Origin of the sequence: Mycobacterium sp. M26, assembly GCF_001494595.1 — a bacterium.
Lineage (GTDB): Bacteria > Actinomycetota > Actinomycetes > Mycobacteriales > Mycobacteriaceae > Mycobacterium.
In genome coordinates this window covers 1,265,370-1,285,511 of record NZ_LN929908.1, presented here as the reverse complement: position 1 = coordinate 1,285,511, position 20,142 = coordinate 1,265,370, and the positions used below count along the sequence as shown (strand labels likewise).

17 protein-coding genes are annotated in these 20,142 nt (G+C 68.5%); 4 read left to right on the top strand and 13 right to left on the bottom strand.

Going from position 1 to position 20,142, the window contains the following annotated elements:
- Positions 1 to 3: 3 nt before the first annotated feature.
- From BN3385_RS15480 to BN3385_RS15470, 3 genes are all read left to right on the top strand, one after another.
- Positions 4 to 864: a universal stress protein gene (locus tag BN3385_RS15480; protein ID WP_059017834.1), complete on the top strand. Its 861-nt coding sequence runs from the start codon at positions 4 to 6 to the stop codon at positions 862 to 864.
- A gap of 85 nt (positions 865 to 949) precedes the next feature.
- Entirely contained in the window at positions 950 to 1,597 is a 648-nt protein-coding gene (gene dosR, locus BN3385_RS15475) for a hypoxia response regulator transcription factor DosR/DevR (RefSeq protein WP_059017832.1), read from the top strand.
- Positions 1,598 to 1,621: 24 nt separating this feature from the next.
- Complete coding sequence (locus BN3385_RS15470; RefSeq protein ID WP_059017830.1) at positions 1,622 to 3,355, top strand: sensor histidine kinase; 1,734 nt, start codon at positions 1,622 to 1,624, stop codon at positions 3,353 to 3,355.
- Position 3,356: 1 nt separating this feature from the next.
- On the opposite strand, the gene BN3385_RS15465 is transcribed toward BN3385_RS15470, so the two are convergent.
- Positions 3,357 to 4,244, bottom strand: a complete 888-nt coding sequence (locus BN3385_RS15465) for a universal stress protein (RefSeq protein ID WP_059017828.1) — start codon at positions 4,242 to 4,244, stop codon at positions 3,357 to 3,359.
- A 145-nt stretch (positions 4,245 to 4,389) separates the two neighbouring features.
- On the opposite strand from BN3385_RS15465, the gene otsB reads away from it, so the two are divergent.
- A complete protein-coding gene (otsB, locus tag BN3385_RS15460; protein ID WP_059022008.1) occupies positions 4,390 to 8,358 on the top strand; it encodes a trehalose-phosphatase in 3,969 nt (1,322 codons plus the stop codon).
- 3 nt (positions 8,359 to 8,361) lie between these two features.
- On the opposite strand, the gene BN3385_RS15455 is transcribed toward otsB, so the two are convergent.
- The 12 genes from BN3385_RS15455 to BN3385_RS15400 all read right to left on the bottom strand — a co-directional run bounded on the left by BN3385_RS15455 (position 8,362) and on the right by BN3385_RS15400 (position 20,142).
- Positions 8,362 to 8,958: an Rv1733c family protein gene (locus BN3385_RS15455; RefSeq protein WP_059017826.1), complete on the bottom strand. Its 597-nt coding sequence runs from the start codon at positions 8,956 to 8,958 to the stop codon at positions 8,362 to 8,364.
- A 10-nt stretch (positions 8,959 to 8,968) separates the two neighbouring features.
- The gene (locus tag BN3385_RS15450; RefSeq protein ID WP_059017824.1) at positions 8,969 to 9,991 is read right to left on the bottom strand and encodes an Acg family FMN-binding oxidoreductase; all 1,023 of its coding nucleotides are present in this window, start codon (positions 9,989 to 9,991) and stop codon (positions 8,969 to 8,971) included.
- Positions 9,992 to 10,095: 104 nt separating this feature from the next.
- The gene (locus BN3385_RS15445) at positions 10,096 to 10,542 is read right to left on the bottom strand and encodes a nuclear transport factor 2 family protein (RefSeq protein ID WP_059017821.1); all 447 of its coding nucleotides are present in this window, start codon (positions 10,540 to 10,542) and stop codon (positions 10,096 to 10,098) included.
- 2 nt (positions 10,543 to 10,544) lie between these two features.
- Positions 10,545 to 10,748, bottom strand: coding sequence for a (2Fe-2S)-binding protein (locus BN3385_RS15440; RefSeq protein ID WP_059017820.1), 204 nt, complete (start codon positions 10,746 to 10,748; stop codon positions 10,545 to 10,547).
- Positions 10,749 to 10,757: 9 nt separating this feature from the next.
- Positions 10,758 to 11,396 (bottom strand): hypothetical protein, encoded by a 639-nt coding sequence (locus tag BN3385_RS15435; protein WP_059017818.1) that lies wholly within the window; start codon positions 11,394 to 11,396, stop codon positions 10,758 to 10,760.
- A gap of 11 nt (positions 11,397 to 11,407) precedes the next feature.
- Complete coding sequence (locus BN3385_RS15430) at positions 11,408 to 11,710, bottom strand: hypothetical protein (RefSeq protein ID WP_059017816.1); 303 nt, start codon at positions 11,708 to 11,710, stop codon at positions 11,408 to 11,410.
- A 17-nt stretch (positions 11,711 to 11,727) separates the two neighbouring features.
- The gene (locus tag BN3385_RS15425; protein ID WP_059017814.1) at positions 11,728 to 13,218 is read right to left on the bottom strand and encodes a class I adenylate-forming enzyme family protein; all 1,491 of its coding nucleotides are present in this window, start codon (positions 13,216 to 13,218) and stop codon (positions 11,728 to 11,730) included.
- 22 nt (positions 13,219 to 13,240) lie between these two features.
- Complete coding sequence (locus BN3385_RS15420; protein WP_059017812.1) at positions 13,241 to 13,921, bottom strand: Rv1363c family protein; 681 nt, start codon at positions 13,919 to 13,921, stop codon at positions 13,241 to 13,243.
- Positions 13,918 to 14,640 (bottom strand): Rv1363c family protein, encoded by a 723-nt coding sequence (locus BN3385_RS15415; protein ID WP_059017810.1) that lies wholly within the window; start codon positions 14,638 to 14,640, stop codon positions 13,918 to 13,920. Before BN3385_RS15415 ends, BN3385_RS15420 begins: the two co-directional genes overlap by 4 nt.
- 353 nt (positions 14,641 to 14,993) lie before the next feature.
- Complete coding sequence (locus tag BN3385_RS15410; RefSeq protein WP_059017808.1) at positions 14,994 to 16,454, bottom strand: FadD3 family acyl-CoA ligase; 1,461 nt, start codon at positions 16,452 to 16,454, stop codon at positions 14,994 to 14,996.
- On the bottom strand, positions 16,451 to 17,641 hold the full coding sequence (locus BN3385_RS15405; RefSeq protein WP_059017806.1) for an amidohydrolase family protein: 1,191 nt from the start codon (positions 17,639 to 17,641) through the stop codon (positions 16,451 to 16,453). Before BN3385_RS15405 ends, BN3385_RS15410 begins: the two co-directional genes overlap by 4 nt.
- A gap of 65 nt (positions 17,642 to 17,706) precedes the next feature.
- Complete coding sequence (locus BN3385_RS15400) at positions 17,707 to 20,142, bottom strand: CaiB/BaiF CoA transferase family protein (RefSeq protein ID WP_059017804.1); 2,436 nt, start codon at positions 20,140 to 20,142, stop codon at positions 17,707 to 17,709.

The window sequence follows — 20,142 nt, the reverse complement described above, 5'->3', positions numbered from 1 at the left end:
ATCATGCCCGAAACGTTCACCCCGCCCTCGATCGTCGTCGGCGTCGACGGATCCCGAGGCGCGGTGCGGGCCGCGATCTGGGCCATCGACGAAGCGATCAGCCGTGACATCCCGCTGCGGCTGATCTGTGCGGTCGACCCGCACGGCACCGACCCGGACGAGGACGGCCGCGAGCAGGCCGGCGCCGAACTGGCCGTCGCGCACGTGGCCAGCGCGGTCGAGGCCACCGAGCGACCGGTCAAGGTCGAGGTCGAGATCGTGCACGGCAAGCCCACGGCAGCCCTGGTGGCGGCGTCCCGGTCGGCAGCGATGATCGCCGTCGGCGCGCTGGGGATCAAACATTTCGACCACAACCGGATCGGCTCGACCGCGGTCTCCCTGGTCAGCTCGGCGCACTGCCCGGTGGCCATCGTCCGGGGCTCGGACCGCAGCGCGCCGGCCGGAGCTGGCTGGATCGTGGTGGACCTCGACGAGTCACCGGATAGCGCGGCGGTCCTGCAGTGCGGGGTCGAGGAGGCCCGGCTGCGTGGCGCGCCGCTGCGGGTGCTCAGCTCGTGGCAGTCCCGGTACACCGATGTCCACGACACCCATGCGGTCGCCGACGGCAACCGGATGGTGCGTGCCCAGCTCGACCGGCGCATCTCCCGGTGGAAGCACCGCTACCCCGACCTCGACGTCAAGCCGGTCGCCGTGCACGGCAGCGTGCTGAACTATCTGGCCAAGCACGGGCCCGACATCCAGCTGGTGGTGCTCGGCGCACGCAATGCCGAGAGCATCGAGGAACTGCTGGGCCCGACCGGGTCGGCGGCACTGCACAACACCGATTGCTCGGTTCTGGTCGCCGACCGGCAACGTTTGTTGTGACGATCCGGCACTGTCTGCGGATATCGTTGGCCATAGTGGGTGCGGAATTCGTGCTGCGCCCTGTTGCCGACCCGGAAGGCACACCATGGTCAAGGTGTTTCTCGTCGACGACCACGAGGTCGTCCGCCGCGGTCTGATCGACCTGCTGGGCGCCGACCCCGAGTTGGACGTGATCGGCGAGGCCGGTTCCGTCGCGCAGGCCCTGGCCCAGATCCCGGCGCTGCAGCCCGATGTCGCGGTGCTCGACGTGCGGCTGCCCGACGGCAACGGTATCGAGCTGTGCCGTGACCTGCTGTCGAAGATGCCCGACCTGCGCTGCCTGATGCTGACGTCGTTCACCTCCGATGAGGCGATGCTGGACGCCATCCTCGCCGGGGCCAGCGGATACGTGGTCAAAGACATCAAGGGCATGGAGCTGGCCAAGGCGATCAAAGACGTCGGCGCGGGACGCTCGCTGCTCGACAACCGGGCGGCAGCGGCCCTGATGGCCAAACTGCGCGGTGCGGCCGAACGATCCGATCCGCTGTCCGGGCTGACCGAGCAGGAACGGGTGCTGCTCGGGCTGCTGGGCGAAGGCCTGACCAACAAGCAGATCGCTGCTCGGATGTTCCTGGCCGAGAAGACCGTCAAGAACTACGTGTCCCGGCTGCTGGCCAAGCTCGGCATGGAGCGCAGGACGCAAGCCGCGGTGTTCGTCTCCAAGCTCGAGCAGGGCCATCACGCCGAAGACTGAACCCGCCAGTAACAATCTGGCACGATGGGGGTTGTGACCGACTCTGTCGGCCCGGAGGGGGACCACAAGATCGCGCCGCCGCTGCGGGACACCCTGTCCCAGCTGCGGCTTCGTGAGCTGCTCGTCGAGGTCCAGGACCGGGTGGAGCAGATGGTCAAGGGCCGCGACCGGCTCGACGGCCTGGTCGAGGCCATGCTGGTGGTCACCTCGGGTCTGGAACTCGACGTCACACTCAAGACCATCGTGCAGACCGCGATCGACCTGGTCGACGCCCGCTACGGCGCGCTGGGCGTGCGCGGCCACGACAACGAGCTGATCGAGTTCATCTATGAGGGCATCGACGCGCAGACCCGCGAGCTCATCGGCCCGCTGCCGGAGGGCCGTGGCGTGCTGGGTCACCTCATCGACGAGCCCAAGCCGATCCGCCTCGACAACATCCTGCAGCACCCGGCGTCGGTCGGGTTTCCGCCCAACCATCCCCCGATGCGGACGTTCCTCGGCGTGCCGGTGCGGATCCGCGACGAGGTGTTCGGAAACCTCTACCTGACCGAGAAGGCCGACGGCCAGCCGTTCAGCGAGGACGACGAGGTGCTGGTGGAGGCGCTGGCCGCGGCCGCGGGGATCGCCATCGACAACGCCCGGCTCTACGAGCAGTCCCGGATCCGGCAGTCCTGGATCGAGGCCACCCGGGATATCGGCACCGAACTGCTCGGCGGGGCGGACCCGGCGCAAGTCTTCCGGCTGATCGCCGACGAGGCCCTCGAACTGACCGCGGCTGATGCGGTCCTGGTCGCGGTCCCTTCCGACAGCGAATTGCCCACCCCGGACATCACGGAGCTGATGATCGTCGAGACCGCGGGCGTGGCGGGGCCGACCCGGGCGACCCAGCCGATCCCGGTGGCCGGCACCGTCGTCGGCGCCACCTTCGCCGGGCGCACCCCCCGCCGGCTCGACGCCCTCGGCGATTCACTCGACGTGATGCCCGAGGCCGGGCCCGCCCTGGTGCTGCCGCTGCGCACCACCGAGACCGTGGCGGGCGTCCTGGTCATCCTGCGCCAACGCGGATCGCAGACCTTCACCGACGAGCAGCGCGACATGATGGCCGCGTTCTGCGATCAGGCCACCCTGGCCTGGCAGCTGGCCAGCACCCAGCGGCACCTGCGTGAACTCGACGTGCTGTCCGACCGCGACCGGATCGCCCGGGACCTGCACGACCACGTCATCCAGCGACTGTTCGCACTCGGACTGACGTTGCAGGGCACCATCCCCCGCGCCCGGGGGGCCGAGGTTCAGCAGCGCCTCAGCGACACCGTCGACGAGTTACAGGGCGTGATCCAGGAGATCCGCACCGCGATTTTCGACCTGCACGGCGGCGCGGCGGGCACCACCCGCCTGCGTCAGCGCCTCGACGAGGCGGTCAGCGCGTTCGCAGGCTCCGGGCTGCGCACCACGGTGCAGTACGTGGGACCGCTGTCGGTGGTCGATGCCGCCCTGGCCGATCACGCCGAAGCGGTGGTGCGCGAAGCGGTCAGCAACGCGGTGCGCCACGCCGAGGCGCGGACCCTGACCGTGACGGTGCGCGTCGAGGACGAACTGCAGATCGAGGTGGTCGACGACGGCCGGGGCATGCCCGCCGATGTGACGGCCAGCGGGTTGACGAATCTGCGCCGGCGCGCGGCCGACGTGGGCGGGGCGTTCAGCGTGAGCGACGGCCCCGACGGCGGCACGGTACTGCGCTGGAGCGCCCCGCTGCCCTGAGTCAGGAACTGCGCGCGATGATCACCGGCATCCGGACACCGTGCAGCACCGCCGTGCTCACCGAACCCAGCAGCATGCCGGCGAATCCGCCGCGACCGTGGCTGCCCACCACCACCAGCTGCGCGGACTCCGACTGCTCGATGAGCTGACGGGCCGGCCGGTCGGCGACCACCACGCGGCGTACCGGAACGTCGGGATAACGTTCCTGCCACCCCGCCAGCCGCTCGGACAGCGTCTCCTCACCGAGGGCCTGCATGGTCGACCAGTCCACGCCCGGGAATTCGAAGACGCCGGTATCACTCCAGGCGTGCACGGCCACGACGTCGACACCGCGAAAGCTGGCTTCCTCGAACGCAATTGAGGTGGCGAGCTCGGAGGCCGGCGAACCGTCGATGCCGACCACCACAGGCGCCTTCGAGGGATGGGACATCAACGGGTCCTCATCGTGGATAACGGCCACCGGGCAGTGCGAATGGTGCGCCAGTCCGGTGCTCACCGAGCCGAGCAGACTGCGGGCCAGCGCACCGCGACCGCGGCAGCCGACGACCACCATGTCGGCCTCCTTGGTCAACTCGACCAGGGTCGGCACCGTCGGGCCGGTCACCATCTCGCTGGTCACCTCGATCGGGTGATCCCTGGTGGCCTCGGCGGCCGTGCGGCATGCGGCGTCGAGGACCTTCTGCCCCGATTCCTCCTGCCACTGAAGGTATCCCGGCGGCATCGGCACCTCCGGGAAGGTCATCACCACCGGCGGATTGAGGATGTGGACGAGCCTCAGGGGCACGTCACGCGTCGCGGCGCCACGGGCGGCCCAGTCCACGGCGACCTTGGACTCCGGCGATCCGTCGACACCGACGAGGATTCCGCGATGAGTTGCGGGAGTTGACATTTCAATTCTCCTTAACCTGCGCTACCTACGACACTAGGTCTAGGTGTCCCTGTGATCATGAGGCCTTGGTCCCATACGGCATGGCCACAAGGCCCTGATCGCGCCGGTGCGGTTGTGGCAGGGTCGCAGCATGGGCAGCCAGAGCATGTTCGGCGATCGCAACGGCCTCGTCGACCGTGACGGCCCCGACATCGGACTGCCGGTGGCCATCGACCCGCGCTATCACGACGCGGTGTTGTTCGACCTCGACGGCGTGGTCACCGACACCGCTTCGCTGCACGAAGCGGCCTGGGCCGAGCTCTTTCACGATTACGACTTCACCCCCGCCGACTACCGGCACTTCATCGACGGTAAACCTCGTTACGACGGCGTGCGGGACTTTCTGGCATCTCGCGGGATCACACTGCCCTGGGGCACCCCGTCCGACGAGGGCGAGGACACCGTCTGCGGACTGGGCAACCGCAAGCAGAAGCTGTACCTGGACCGTATCGCCGACGGTGTTCCGACCTTCGAGTCCACCGTGGCACTGGTACGTCACCTCGACGAACTCGGGGTGGGCACCGCGATCTACTCGGCCAGCCGTAACTGCGAACTGGTGCTGGATGCCGCGGGCATCGGCAGCTATTTCGCGGTCCGGGTCGACGGTGTCACCGCCGAGCGCCTGGGGCTTCCGGGTAAACCCGATCCGGCGATGCTGCTGGAGACCGCCCGCCGGCTGGGCGTGCGGCCCGGCCGCTGCGTGGTGGTCGAGGACGCTGAAGCCGGTGTGGCGGCGGGCCGGGCCGGCGGATTCGGTCTGGTGATCGGTGTCGACCGCTCCGGCGCGGCCGCCGAGGGCCTGCTGCGCAACGGTGCCGACACGGTGATCGGCGATCTCGCCGACGTCACGGTGCGGGCCATCGACCGGCGGATGTCCGAACTGCCTGACGCCCTGCGGTCCTTCGGCCAGATCGCCGGTGTGGTCGGCGCCCGCCGGCCGGCGTTGTTCTTCGACTTCGACGGCACGCTCTCGGAGATCGTCGACGACCCCGGCGCGGCCGAACTGATTCCGGGCGCCGACAAGGCCTTGCAGTCGCTGGCCGCGCTGTACCCGGTCGCGGTGCTCTCCGGACGCGGACTCGACGATATCCGCGAGCGGATCGGCATCCCCGGACTCTGGTACGCCGGCAGCCACGGCTTCGAGATGGTCGGACCCGACGGGGTCCACCACCAGAACGAAACCGCCGCGGCCGCGGTGCCACTGCTGGCCACTGCCGCCGGTGAACTGCGCGACGAACTGGCTGGGCTCACCGGAATTCTGGTGGAGCACAAACGGTTCGCGGTGGCGGTGCACTACCGCAACGGCGGCACCGATGCCGAGGCCGTGGTCACCGCCGCGGTGCATCGGGCCGGTGTGCGCCACGGCCTGAAGGTCACCGCGGGCCGCAAGGTGGTCGAGTTGCGCCCGAACATGGACTGGGACAAGGGCAAAACCCTGGAGTGGATCGTCGACCGGGTGGCCGGCCAGGAGCCCCTGTTGCCGATCTACCTCGGCGACGACCTGACTGACGAGGACGCCTTCGACTCGGTGCTGCACGACGGCATCGGAATCGTGGTCCGGCACAGCGAGGACGGCAATCGCTGCACCGCTGCCCGCTACTGCCTGGACGACCCGGCCCACGTCCGCGAGTTCGTCGAGCGGCTGGTCGAGCAGTGCGACGTGGACCGCCAGATTCTCTCCAGCCCTTGGTCATTCACGTTCGGCGGGTATATCCCCGAGCAGGAGCGGTTGCGGGAGGCGTTGTGCACCGTGGGCAACGGGTACCGCGCCACCCGGGGCTGCGCCCCCGAGGCAGACGCCGGGCCGTTCCACTACCCCGGCACCTATGCCGCTGGGCTCTACAACCGGCTCTACGACGAGATCGGTGGGGTACGCATCGACAACGAGAGCTTGGTGAACCTGCCGAACTGGCTGTCGCTGAAATTCCGCATCGACGGCGGCGACTGGTTCGACATCGACTCGACCACTGTGCTGAGTTACCGGCAGAGCCTGGACCTGCGGCAGGCCGAGCTCACCCGGGAGTTCCGCTTCCGCGACGCCGCGGGCCGAACCTGCAAGGTGATGCAGCGCCGGATCGCCGCGATGCACCTGCCGCACGCCTGCGCCCTGGAAACCACCATCTGGGCCGAGGATTGGTCGGGCACCATCGAGTTTCTCTCGGTCATCGACGGCGATGTCCGCAACTCCGGCGTCGAGCGCTACAACGCGCTGTCCAACGACCACCTGGTGGCCACCACCACCCGGGAGCTGTCGCCGAATTCGGCGCTCCTGGTGTGCGAGACGGTGCAATCCCGGATTCCGATTGCCGTGGCCGCGCGCACCACAGTCTGGCGCGGTGACGCCCCGCTCGATGCACAGGGCCGATTCGTTGACGAGGAGCGCCGCACCGGACACGACTACGTCATCTCGGTGACACCGGGCGACTCGGTGACCGTGGAGAAGATGGCCGCCATCTTCACCGGCCTGGATACCGCGATCTCCGAACCGGGCGACGCCGCGGAGCGGCTGCTCGGCCAGCTCGGCCGCTACGGCGACCTGCGGGAGGGCCACGCCCGGGAGTGGGCTCACCTGTGGGAGCGTTTCGACATCGCCTTCGAGGACAACGACGAGGCCATGCGGGTGGTTCGGCTGCACCTGCTGCAGTTGTTGCAGACGGTGCCCAACCGCGCTGTCGACCTCGACGCCGGACTTCCCGCGCGCGGGCTGCACGGTGAGGCCTACCGCGGGCACATCTTCTGGGATGAGCTGTTCGTCTTCCCGGTGCTCAACCTGCGCTCGCCGGCCAGCACCCGCTCGCTGCTGCGGTACCGCTACCGGCGGCTGCCCGAAGCCCGCCGCGCCGCCCGGGAAGCCGGGTACGCCGGTGCGATGTTCCCCTGGCAGTCCGGCAGTGACGGCCGGGAGGAGAGCCAGAAGCTGCATCTCAACCCGAACTCCGGACACTGGAATCCCGACGCCAGTGCGCGGGCCCACCACATCGGTATCGCGGTGGCCTACAACGTGTGGCAGTACTACCAGGTCACCGGCGACCTGGAGTATCTGATCGAGAACGGCGCGGAGATGCTGGCTGAGATCGCCCGGTTCTGGGTGAGCCGCGCCGAATTCGACCAGTCTCTCGACAATGGCCGGGGCCGCTACGTGATTCGCGGGGTGATCGGTCCCGACGAGTTCCATTCCGGCTATCCCGACCGGCCGTACGACGGTGTCGACAACAACGCCTACACCAACGTGATGGCGGTGTGGGTGATCGTCCGGGCGCTCGACGCCCTGGACGCGATGCCGCTGCGCGACCGTCTCGATCTGCTGGAGAGGCTCGGCATCCACGGCCGTGAGCTCGACACCTGGGACGAGGTCAGCCGCCGCATGTACGTGCCCTTTCATGAGGGTGTGATCAGCCAGTTCCAGGGCTATGACCAACTGGCCGAACTGGATTGGCACGGCTACCGCGAGCGCTACGGCAACATTCAGCGCCTCGACCGGATCCTGGAGGCCGAGAACGACAGCGTCAACCGCTATCGCGCCTCCAAGCAGGCCGACGTGCTGATGCTGTTCTATCTGCTGTCCTCGGACGAACTGCGGGAACTGTTCGCCCGCATGGGTTATCGGTTCACCCCCGAGCAGATACCCAAGACCGTCGACTACTACCTGCACCGCACCTCGCACGGGTCCACGCTCAGCGGCGTGGTGCACGCCTGGGTGCTGGCCCGCGGCGACCGCGAACGGGCGATGCGCTACTTCCAACAGGTGCTGATGTCCGATGTCGCCGACATCCAGGGCGGCACTACCGCCGAAGGTATCCACATCGCCGCCATGGCCGGCAGCATCGATCTGCTACAGCGCTGCTTCACCGGCCTGGAAACCCGCGCCGACCGGCTCATCCTGAGTCCGATGTGGCCGGAAAGCCTTGGCGCCCTTAGGCTGCCCATCTACTACCGCGGCTACCGGCTGCATCTGACCATCCACGGTCGCAGTGCCGAGATCAGCGTCGACCCGGCCGACCACCCGGCGATCGAGATCGAATGCCGCGGCCACGTGCAGACGCTCACCCCGGGGACGACGCTCCGGTTCCCCTGAGGGTCAGTGGTCGCTGCTGGTGCGGCCGCCGCCGTCGCCGACCAGGCCGCGCAGCCCACGGTCCCACTGGGCGTGCCGACGACGCTCGATGCGGAACCGCACCAGTGTGGTGGCCGCGACCACCAGGGTGAGCACCGACAGCCAGAGCACGACAGCGGCGATCACCGCGTCACTGACCGCCCGGTGCGGCCGGGTCGGCGGACCCACGTAACCGCCCTTCTGGTCCACCCAGATCGTCAGCTGTTCACCGGTTTTCGCCGGCCGATCCCAGCCAAACGTGTCTTCGTGGGTGACACCTCGGTCGAACCAGCGGGCGTGCACGTCGAACGACACCGCGTAGGGCCGCACCGTGGAGGTGCTGTCCTCGAGCACGGTCGCCGTCACGGTGTGCCGGGTACGCATCTGCTCCTGGTAGACCGCACTGCGGCTGGAGTGCACCGCGGTGCCGATCGCCCCCGCCACCGGTGCGGCGGCGAGCACCACGGCGACGGCCAGCATCAGGATCAACGATTCGACACGGTCGCTGCGGCGTATCAACGGGTTTCGGGCGAACAGCCGCGAAAACCAGTCACCGCCGGGGCGCGGGAGGAAAGTGTCCATACCGGCGGTGCTACCCCGCCTGGCTCACCGTGTCCGCACCGACGATGAACGCCCCGTCATTGAGCCAGTCGGCGACGTCGGGAAGCGGACGCCGCGGTGTGGCCGGCAGCGGGTCGGCGTTGATCGCCGCCCACCCGACCCGCAGCAGCATCTGCGGGTAGCCACTGGTGCCGAACACGTCGGCCCGCACCGCATCACGGGTATCGGGAATCTCGAGCGGTTCGGTGACCGGGCAGCTCGCCAGTCCCATCGCGGTGGCCGACAGCAACACCAGGCTGGTGGCCTCGCCGGCACGCAGCCGGGCCAGATCGTCGTCGGTCTCGGTACCCAGGGCCAGCATGACGGCGTTGTCCTCGGTGGGCGAGGTCAGTGACGGCTGCTTGAGCGCCGGTCCGGCGAACACGCGGGCCGGGATCATCGCGCGGGAATCGGCCGGTGGCGCATTGCGGGCCGGAACCCCGGCGACGGAGCCGTACCGTCCGCTCCAGGCGTTCAACTCGGCGAGGTAGTCGGTGTCGCTGGTGTGCTTGGCCACCGACTCGGCCACGATCGCGTTGAGTTGTGGCAGCAGGTCGATCTGGCGCAGCATCACCCCGGCGCGGGCGGCGCGTGCACCCATCAGGGCGATATCGCCGCCGGGCACCGGCCAGGAGCTGTAGTTGCGACGGTCGGTGCGGCGTCGGGCGATGGCGGCGGCCAGCGTGACGTCCAGTTCGCCCGGCAGTTGCGGGTGCATCTCCAGGGCCGCGACATGATCGCGATCCGACGGGTTGGGGAAGCGGTGGATCTTGGCCTGCCAACCCATGGCGGCCAGCGCCACGGTGCAGTGATGCAGGGTGGCTCCGCAGCTGATCAGCATGTCGCGGCGGTCCGGATCCGTTCTGGGCAGGTGCCGGCTGGGATCGGCATAGAGCTGCATGCTGTGGGGCCCGATGCGCCAGTGCCAGGGCTGGGAGTTGTGCACCGACGGCGCTCGCGTCGCGAGGGTCAGCGCGGCCCGCACTGTCTGCGGGTCGGGAAAATGCGCGCTCATGGTTCTCGCCGCCTTCTCTGGTCGCTCACTACCACTACAGTCGCCCAGATCGCACCGGCGGTGCCAGAGACGTAAGTCCCTTGCTGCGGGGACTTGTGCTGCCGCTACTCGGTGAGCTCGGCCCGCAACTGCGGGCTCGGCGGGTTGTCGAACCAGAGGTTCTCCTCGCGCAGGTCTGCGCTGCGCCAGCCATCCGGGGTGCGGACCATCACGTGGTGGTAGTACCCGCCGCAGGCGCTGATCGTCGTTGCACCGGGAAGCAACATCGGGTTGTAGAACATCGCCCGCACGGTGGCGGTGTCACCGTCGATCTCGGTTTCGATGTTGGTGATGTAGTGCTGGGTCATCGGCATGTGCGCGAGGCCGCGTTCCAGCCAGGCCGATACCTCGACGCGATCGCCCACCGCGCCTCCGACCGAGCTGTAGTCGATACGGGCGTCCTCGGTGAACAGCGAGCGCCACAGCTCCCAGTCCTTACCGTCGACGGCGCGCGCATAGCGGTGCAGCACCGACGCGATCTCCAGTTCGTCGCTGATCCGTTGTAGGTCCATCGTCATCCTCGGTGTAGGAAACCCCTGCGGCGCTTGGGCTCCGGCGGGGCCGCCGCTTCGATGATCGCGCGAACGGTGTGTTTGCAGCGCCCGCATTCCGATCCGGCGCCGCACGCCTTGGCCACCTGTTTGGTCGTCGTCGCGCCCGCCGCGACCGCCTCAGCCACCGTCTGGCTGGTGACCCCCTTGCACAGGCAGACGAACATCGCTGAGCCTCAGGCGTTCTCGTCGATCCGCATGATGTGCTGCAGCCGGCCGACGAACACCGGCGGGTAGGCACCGACACCGGCGCCAGCCATCCACTCGGCCACCGAATCCGGGTGGTCGATCCAGCGGCTCGCGTCCTGCTCGGTCTCGACCTCCTGCAGGATCATCACCTCGTGCTCGTCGTCGAAGGCTCCGAAGATCCTGAGATTGCGTATCCCGGCGTCCGCGAACCGGGGCAGTGCCCCGCGGATCCGCGACATCAGCCGCGGCACATCGTCGACGCGGGCGATCGTCGCCATGATGACGCCGGGCGCGGCGTCGGGGTCGGAGGCTCCGACGGCGATCTTCTCGATGGTGTCACCGGCGAAGATCGCCGGAATGTCGTCGAGGCCCACCGAGTCGAACCAGTTCAGGAACAGTCCGGAGCGCAGCACCTCGAGGATGGGTTCGCGGCTGCGCAGCGAGATGGTGACCATGACCCGACCCGGGTCCCGCGTGGAGACGTAGACCAGGACGTAGTGCGCCCCGAGTTCGGCCAGTGAGGACGTGCTGCGCTGCAGCACCGGCCACACCTTGGCAGGGTCCGGCACCCGGTAGTCCATGGCCAGCACCAGGGTGTGCTCCTGGTGGTCCGCCGGGGCGCTCATGGCGGGGTCGGTCAGTCGCTGGCCGGCAGGGGCTTGGCGGTCTTCTGTTCCAGCGGCGTGGTGCCCACCGACAAGGTGCCTGCACCGGCCTTGGTGACCAGCACCTCGGCTCCGCTGTCGTCGACGTAGCGCTTGCCCATCACCGCGCCGCCGGCCAGGTTCGGGTCGAGCGTGGCGTCGGCGGACTTCTCGGCGTCGAGCGGGATCATCGGCACTCCCCCGGCCCGAAGGTCGTCGAGGCTGTCCGACGAGCGCACGACGATGACCTGGGTGTCACAGACCTGGCTCTGTAGCCGGGTACCCGTCTTGATCATGGTGGTTCTCCCTGGATCTAGGTGGTGGGCGTCTTGAGTTCGTCGGCCAGTTGGCGGCGGAGCACTTTGCCGGTGGGTGTGGTGGGCAGCTCCTGGCGGAACACCACCCGGTCCGGGGTGCGTGACCCGCGAAGGTGCTGGCGCACATGGGCGCGCAGTTCCTCGGGATCCGGGTTGATGTCGGCGACGGGCACGACGACGGCCACCATGATCTGGCCCCACTCGGCATCCTCGACACCGACCACGGCGACGTCGTGGACGTGCGGGTGTTCGACGAGGACGTCCTCCACCTCGGCCGGGGCGATGTTTTCACCGCCGCGGATGATCGTGTCGTCGGAACGCCCGCCGATGAACAGGTAACCCTCGGAATCCAGATAGGCGACGTCCTTGGTGGGGAACCAGCCGTGTTCGTCGAGCACCGAACCGATCTCGGCGTACTTGCCCGAGACCTGGTCGCCGCGCACGTACAGCTCGCCGACTTCCTCCGGCCCCAGGACGGTGCCGTCCTCGGCCCGGATCTGGACCTCGATTCCGGGCACCGGCTGGCCGACGGAGCCGAGCCGTTTGCGGGCGGCCTCGTCGTCGGCCGCGTGTGCGGCGCGATGGTCATCGGGGGTGAGAACTGCGATGGTGGAGCTGGTTTCGGTCAGACCGTAGGCGTTGACGAAGCCGACGTCAGGTAGCAGTTCGAGGGCCGTGCGCACCAGCGGCAGTCCCACCTTGGAGCCGCCGTACGCCAGCGTCCGCAGCGCGGGCAGCGGGGTCGGATCGGCCTGCAGCTCGCTGATGATGCGGTCCAGCATGGTGGGCACCACGGTGGCGCTGGTGACCGCCTCGGCCGCAGCCAGTCGCAGCCATTCCTTGGCGTCGAACTTGCGCAGGTACACCATCTTTCGGCCGGCGTACAGGTTGGACAGCGCGGCACCGACCCCGGCGATGTGGTAGGGCGGCACACAGATCAGGGCAGCGTCACCGGGCTCGGCGGAAGCGAACTCCACGGTGCCCGTCACATAGCTGGTGAGGTTGTTATGGGACAGCTCAACGGCTTTGGGCCGCGAGGTGGTCCCGGAGGTGAACAGCACCACCGCGACGTCGTCGGGGTCGGGGAACTCGGCCACCGGCTCCGCCTGGCCGGCGGCGGCGACGAATTCGGCCGATTCGATGCGGGCCGTTCCCACCCCGGCCACCACGTCGGCGTATTCGGCATCGAAGACCACCAGCGGGCTGGGCAGCCGATCGATCAGTTCGGCGAGCGCCTCGCCGGACAGCCGGTAGTTGAGCGGGGTGAACGGCCGTGCCGCACGCGCCGAGGCGAAGATGAGCAGAGGCAGCATCACGCCACCGGTGCCGACGTAGACCACGCTGTCGGCGCCCGACCCGGCGATCACCCCGGCACCGCCGTCGGCCAGCGCGTTCAACTCGCCGACGGTCAGCCGTTGGTCGTCAGAGACCACGCCGACGCGGTCGGCGTCGGAGGCCGCCATCTCCAGCAGCAGTGCAACACTCATCGATCGTCTCCTCGTGCCGCCGTTACACCGGATTGAATTCGGAGATTTTCCAGCGGTCCTGTTCCTTGACCAGGGTGACCATCACGCTGCTGGTGGCCAGCGCCGGATCGGGCCGGTCCTTGCTGGTGGTCACCTGGTTGACGAAGACCAGCACCACCGCCCGGTCCGGTTCGATCTGCGAGACGGCGGACCGCGCGACGGTGGCCTCGGTCTTGACGCCTTTCTGCTTGGCGGCCGGCGCGACGATCTGGTCGGTGAATTGGCTGTAGTACTTGAGGAATTCACCGGTCAGGTGCGACTTGGCGTTGGCCAGATCCTTGTCCAGGGTGTCCGGTGCGTAGGACAGCAGGGCCACGGTCCCTTCCCGCGCGGCCTCGTTGACCTGCTCCTGGGCTTTGGCGCCGGTCTGCTGATCCGGGCGATAGAGCCACCAGTAGACACCGCCCGCGGCGCCGGCGGAGGCCACCAACAGCACGGTCAGCAACGCGGCCACCCAGTGTCGGCGCAGCCCGCCGGCAGCCCGTCCGACCGCCCCCGGGGAGCGCTCGGCGACCTCCGTGTCTGCGGCCTCGGTCTCGTCGCCCTCGTCAGCCGTGGTCTCCTCGGCCTCGGCCTTGGCGTCGGTGTCCTCGGTGTCCTTGGTATCCTCGGCCTGCTCAGCCGTGGTGTCCTCGGTCTTGGTCTCTTCGTCGTCATTGCTCACGGCACGAACTCCACATTCGACATCTTCAACTTGTCCCCGTCACGTGTCACCGTCACACTCATCCGCCACGCCCGCGGATCCTGCTTGGCCCCATTGGCATTCGTCACCTGAGATGACGCGGCAAGCAGCACCACTCCCGAGTCGCCGTTGTCGCTCTCGAGCGCGGCAGCGCTGATCGATCCCACCGTCACCGCCTTGGATTGCTCGGCGGTCTTGACGAAATCCTCGGCCCCCTTGGTGAAATCGTCCTTGAAGGTGCCTGTCGACAGGTCGATGACCTTCTGGACGTCAGCCTTGGCGCGGGTGTAGTCGATCGACAACAGGGCCGTCACACCGGTTTTCGCCGCATCGACCATCTGGGCCCTGTGCGCCCGCTGCGCCTCCACCCGCTGGTGCTGCCAGATCATCAGACCGGACACGGTCAGCAGCGCGCCGATCCCGACGACGAGCACAGCGGCCGCGATGACGCGCCACAGCAGCCGGAACCGCCGCCGCGGTTCGGCTTCGGCCTCGGGTTCGTCGGCTTCGGGTTCGTCGGCCTCGGGTTCGTCGGCCTCGCCCCGCAGGCGGGCCGCGGCCGCCTTCGCCTTCGCGGCCTCGGCGCGCGCTTGCGCCTCGGCCGCCTCGGCTTCAGCCAGCTGTGCCATCACCTCGGAGACGGCCTCGTCGGACGGGCTCACCGGGGCCGCCGCACCCTTGCTGTTCACCTCAGATGCCATGCCACCTACACATGTCTGAACTCCTCCCTGGACCGAGCATCCAGCCAGCGTACGGGCGCCTGCTGAGCGCTGGCCGCCGACCGCCGCTCATTGTCGGCGATGCGCCACGGGCCCGCCGAGGCGGCTGGGACCGGCGGCTTACGGGCGCCTGCTGAGCGCTGGCCGCCGACCGCCGCTCATTGTCGGCGATGCGCCACGGGCCCGCCGAGGCGGCTGGGACCGGCGGGAACCCAGACGAACCTCGACTGCGAGAATGACGTTATCACTCAGCGGAAATGATCCTATACCAGGGTGGGCGCCGGCGGGGTTCGTTGCCAGCGGATCTAGCTGCGGAAATGGTGCGTTCATGGGGGTCAGCGGAGGTGATCTTTCATGACCTTGCCGGTGGCGTTGAGCGGCAGGGCGTCGAGGAACTCGACGGTTCTGGGCACCTTGAACCCTGCCATCCGATCCCGGCTCCAGGCGATCAGCTCCTCGCCAGTGACGTCGGAACCCCGTTTCCGGACCACGAACGCCTTACCCACCTGACCCATCCGGTCGTCGGGCACCCCGATCACCGCCGCCTGTGCCACCGCGGGATGCTCCATCAGGAAGCCCTCGATCTCGGCCGGGTAGGCGTTGAACCCGCCGACGATGAACATGTCCTTCTTTCGGCCGATGATGCGTAACCGCCCGCTGTCGGTGAAGGCACCCAGATCGCCGGTGTGCAGCCAGCCGTCGGAGTCGATGGCCTCGGCGGTGGCGGCCGGGTCATCGAAATAGCCCTGCATCACGCTGTATCCGCGTACCAGCACCTCGGCGTCCTCGGCCAGTCGCACCTCGACATCGTGGACGGGTAGGCCCGCCGTGGTGGCGATGTCGTCGAACGAGTCGCCGGGGCGCGACATGGTGGCGGTACCGGCCTCGGTGAGACCGTAGCCGGTGGCCAGGGTCTGGAACGGGAGTTCCTCGTGCACCCGCCGGATGAGTTCGACGGGGATGTCGGCGGCACCGGTGACCCCGGCGCGCAGAGTCGCCAGTGCACTCTTGTCGGCGACGGCCAGCAGCGAGTGGTACAGCGTGGGTGGCCCGGGCAGCATCGTGATGCGTTCGGCGGCAATCAGTTCCACCACCCGGTCGACGTCGAAGACCGCGACGGGCAGCATGGTCGCACCGCGGATGAAGGATGCCAGGCAGCCCGCCTTGTAGCCGAACGTGTGGAAGAACGGGTTGACGATCAGGTACCGGTCGCCGCGGCGCAGATCAGCCAGATCGCACCACTCGGTGTACATCCGCAGGTTCTGCAGGTGGTTCATCATCACGCCCTTGGGGCGCCCGGTGGTCCCGGAGGTGTAGATGATGTCGGCGATGTCGTTGCCGCTGACCGTACGGTGCAGCGGCGTGCCGTCGTCGAGGAAGCCACCGGCGATCTCCACCGTCGGCACGCCCGGCGGGGTGGTGACCTGCGACCCCAGGACCTCGGTGAGGAAGGCGGTGTCGATCAGGATGGCCTTGGCACCGCTACGGGTGATGATGTCGCCGGCCTCGCCGGACTTGTAGCGGGTGCTCACCGGGACCACCACGCCGCCCGCGGTGAGGACGCCGAAGGCCGCGATCATCCAGTGCGCGGAGTTGGGCGCCCAGATGGCGATCCGATCGCCCTTCTCGACGCCCAACCTCGCGAACGCTCCCGCCGCGCGGCACACCCGGTCGGCCACCTCGGCGAAACTGAGCCGCAGCGAACCGTCGACGACGGCTTCAGCGTCGCCGAACTCCTCCGCTGCGCTCATGACCATCTCGGGGATGGTCTGCCACGTCAGACCTGGGAAGGTCACACCGTGACAAGGCGACTCAGGTTGCCGCCCATGATCTTGGCCTGATCCTCCGGCTTGAGGTGCTGAAGTGCCTCGACGTAGTACGTCGGCTCGGCAAGGCCTTCGGGATGCGGCCAGTCGGAGCCGTAGAGCACCTGGTCGACACCGACGAGGTTGACCAGATCGTCGATGCCGTCCTCGAAGAACGGGCTGACGTGGATGCGGCTCTTGACCATCTCGACCGGGTCGCTCGGGAAGGCTTCCGGGGCCTTGCGGAAGACCTCGGCCAGGCCGTCGAGCAGCGGGGTCATCCACTTCGAGCCGGCCTCGACGATGGCGACCTTCAGCTTGGGGTGGCGGTAGAGCGCACCGTGGATGACCCACGAGGCCACCGAATCCTGGATCGGCCGCCACTCGTTGAGGATGCCCATGGCGTTGGTCTGGAACGGCAGCATCTCGGCGGCCGCACCGTCCCACTCCGAGGTGTAGCGCGAGTAGCCACTGTCACTGGAGTGCATCCCGACCAGCAGGTCGTACTCGACGACCCGCTCCCAGAACGGGTCGAACTCGGGCAGCGCGAAGGAGCGCGGTCCGCGGAAGCCGGGCACCGGCGCCGGACGCACCAGGATGCAGCGGGCGCCCCGCTTGACCACCCACTCCAGTTCCTCGATCGCCTTTTCGACGATCGGCAGCGTGATCACCGGGGTGGTGAAGATGCGGTTCTGGTAGTTGAAGCCCCAGACCTCGTCCAGCCACTGGTTCAGCGAGTGCACCAGGACGTGGATGGCCAGCGGATCGTCGCGCAGCCGCTCCTCGATCAGGCTGGCCAGCGTCGGGAACATCAGGGTCTTGTCCAGACCCAGCTCGTTCATGACCTCCAGACGCGGCGCCGGCTCGAAGAACGCGGGGATCGCACGCATCGGCTCGCCGAACAGTTCGCGCTTGGTCTTGCCCTCGGGGTTGCCGTACTTGAAGTACTCCTCCCAGGCGCCCGGGCGGGCAACGACCTCGAAGGTCGGGTTCGGGATGTAGTTGCTGATCTGGCCGCGCAACGCGATCTTGGTGCGCCCGTTCACCTGCACGTACTGGACGTAGTCCTTGTACTCCTTGGGCAGAAACTTGGTCAGCGCCTCCGGCGGTTCGTAGAGGTGATTGTCCGCGTCGAAAATCGGAAACGGTACGTCGACCCGGTGCGACAGCTGCCCCATGAAATCCTCCTACTCGGTTGATGAGAACGATATTCTCATTATGGACTAACTTCAATACCCACGGGTCACCGGGCGGCTTTGGAGCCGCCCATCGCGGGTTCGGTGCCGATCACTGCGTCGGCCTCGAGATCGTCGATCTCCGCCGCCGACAGCCCCAGCTCGGTCAGCAGGTCCCGGTTGTGCTGGCCGAGAAGCGGGGCGGCGGCACTGTGGAATCGCTGCGGGCCGGCTGAGAGCCGGAACGGCAACGTGGTGAAGCGCGCCGGTCCGGTGACCGGGTGAGTGAGCTCTTCGAAGAACCCGCGCGCACCGAGCTGGTCGAGCTGGGTCTGCCGATGCGGCTGCATCACCTTGGCCACCGGCACGCCGTGCGGCCACAACGTGGCCACCACCTCGTCGCCGGTGCGCTGGCGGCACCAGCTGGCCAGGTGCTCGTCGATGAGGTCGTGGTGCGCACGCCGCCCCGTTGCGGTGGCCAGCGCGCCATCAGCCGCCCAGGGCGGATCGCCCAGCGCCGACCGCAGTGCCACCCACTGGGCATCGGTGGCCACCGCGATCGCCACCCACGAATCGTCCCGGCCGAACTCGTCGATCTCGGCGGTGCGGTATAGGTTCTGCGGCGCGGACACCGGTCCGCGGTTGCCGTCCCGCTCCAACAACGCGCCGTAGGCGGAGTACTCGATGACCTGTTCGGCGGCGATGTTGAGCGCAGCGTCGATCATCGCCGCCTCGACCAGCGACCCCTGCCCGGTGCGGCGCCGGTGTTCGAGGGCCAGCAGCACGGCGTTGAGTGCATGCAGTCCGGCGTTCGGGTCACCCACCGAGTACGGCTCGTAGGGATTGCGATCCGGGTAGCCGGTCAGCCAGCTGATGCCGGCGGCCGCTTCGATGACGTAGGCGAAGGCCGGGTTGTCCCGCCACGGCCCGTCCAGCCCGAACCCAGGCATCCGCAGCATGATCACGTCGGTGCGGATGCGTTGCAGCGCGGGGTAATTCAGGCCGAGCTGATCGAGCACCCGCGGGGTGTAGTTCTCGGCGACGACGTCGGCGGTGGCGATCAGCCGGGTCAGCAATTCGCGGCCCCGTTCGGTGGCCAGGTCGAGAGTAATGTCCTTCTTGTTGGTGTTGAGCGCGGCGAAGATCGGCTGCTTCTCCCACCACTGCTCCTCGGTCACCGGCACCCCGGCGATCAGCCGGGTTCCGTCGGGCCGGCGGGCCGACTCGACGTGGATGACCTCAGCGCCCAGCAGCGCCATCGGGTGGGTGCAGGACGGACCGGCCCAGAACGTGGTGAGGTCCAGCACCCGAATTCCGCTCAGCGGCAGCGTGTCCGGGGCACCAGCACCGGCGCGGCGGGGCGTCCCAGCGGCGGCCCGGTAGCGGTCGGTGTGCTCGCCGAGCCGGGGCGCGGGTGACGGCGGGCGCAGGTTCACGCCCGAGATGCGGTAGGGCGCCGCGGGCTGCCGGAATCCCGCCGGGTGGTCGACGAAAGAGCCGCGTTCGCGGAACTGGTCCAGCCCTTCGATGGTCGCGCCGTTGGCCACCGGCGCGTTCGGGATGCGGAAGGCCGTGGCCAGGTCGCGCACCTCCTCGCCGGTGTGCTCGGCCACCCACGCGTACAACTCGCCGGCCTTCTCGTTGGCCTGCTCGGTGATCGACAGCGGGGATTCCTCGTCGATCCAGTCCTCGTGTCCGGTCATCGCGCACAGGTCGAACCACTGTTGCGCGGTGCCACAGCCGATATCCACCAGACCGTCACTGGCGCGGGCGATTCCGGGGACGGTGAGCTTGCGGGCATCACGCCAGGGCCGGCCCAGCATCTCGAAGTAGGTCACCGGGTAGTAGGTCAGCCCCAGGACATGGCTTTCCAGCATGGACAGATCGATCAGTTCGCCGGGCGCGCCACCCAGCACCCGCATCCGGGCGGCCAGGATCGCCGCACTGGCATACGCCCCGGACAGGTAGTCGCCCACCTGTCCCCCGACGTAGACCGGTGCCCGGTCGGGAGCGCCACGGCCGAGGCCGACGATGCCACCCGACCACGCCTGCAGCGTGAATTCGGTTGCCGCCCGGCCGCTCCAGGGACCGTGCAGCCCGAACGCCGAGATCGACGCCACGATCAGGTGTGGGTGGCGGGCCAGGATCGCCTCGGGCGCCAGCTGCGGCAGCTGTGCCAGCGCCGACTCCCCCGACCACACCACAGCGTCGGCGCCGGCCAGCAGGTCCTCCACCAACTGGCGGTCGTCAAGCTCGCCGGGATCGGCGGCCACACTGTGCTTGCCGCCGGCCAGGAACGCGAAGAGTGCGCCGTCTTCACCCGGCGCGATCACCGCGCCCGACGCCGACCAGCAGCGCAGCGGATCACCCTCGGGTGCTTCGACTTTCACCACATCGGCACCGCCATCGGCGAGCAGCTTGGTGCAGTAACCGCCCGCGATCCCGCTGGAAAGGTCGACGACGATGAACCCGCTCAACGGCGAGGTGGACTGCGCGGCCGTCAC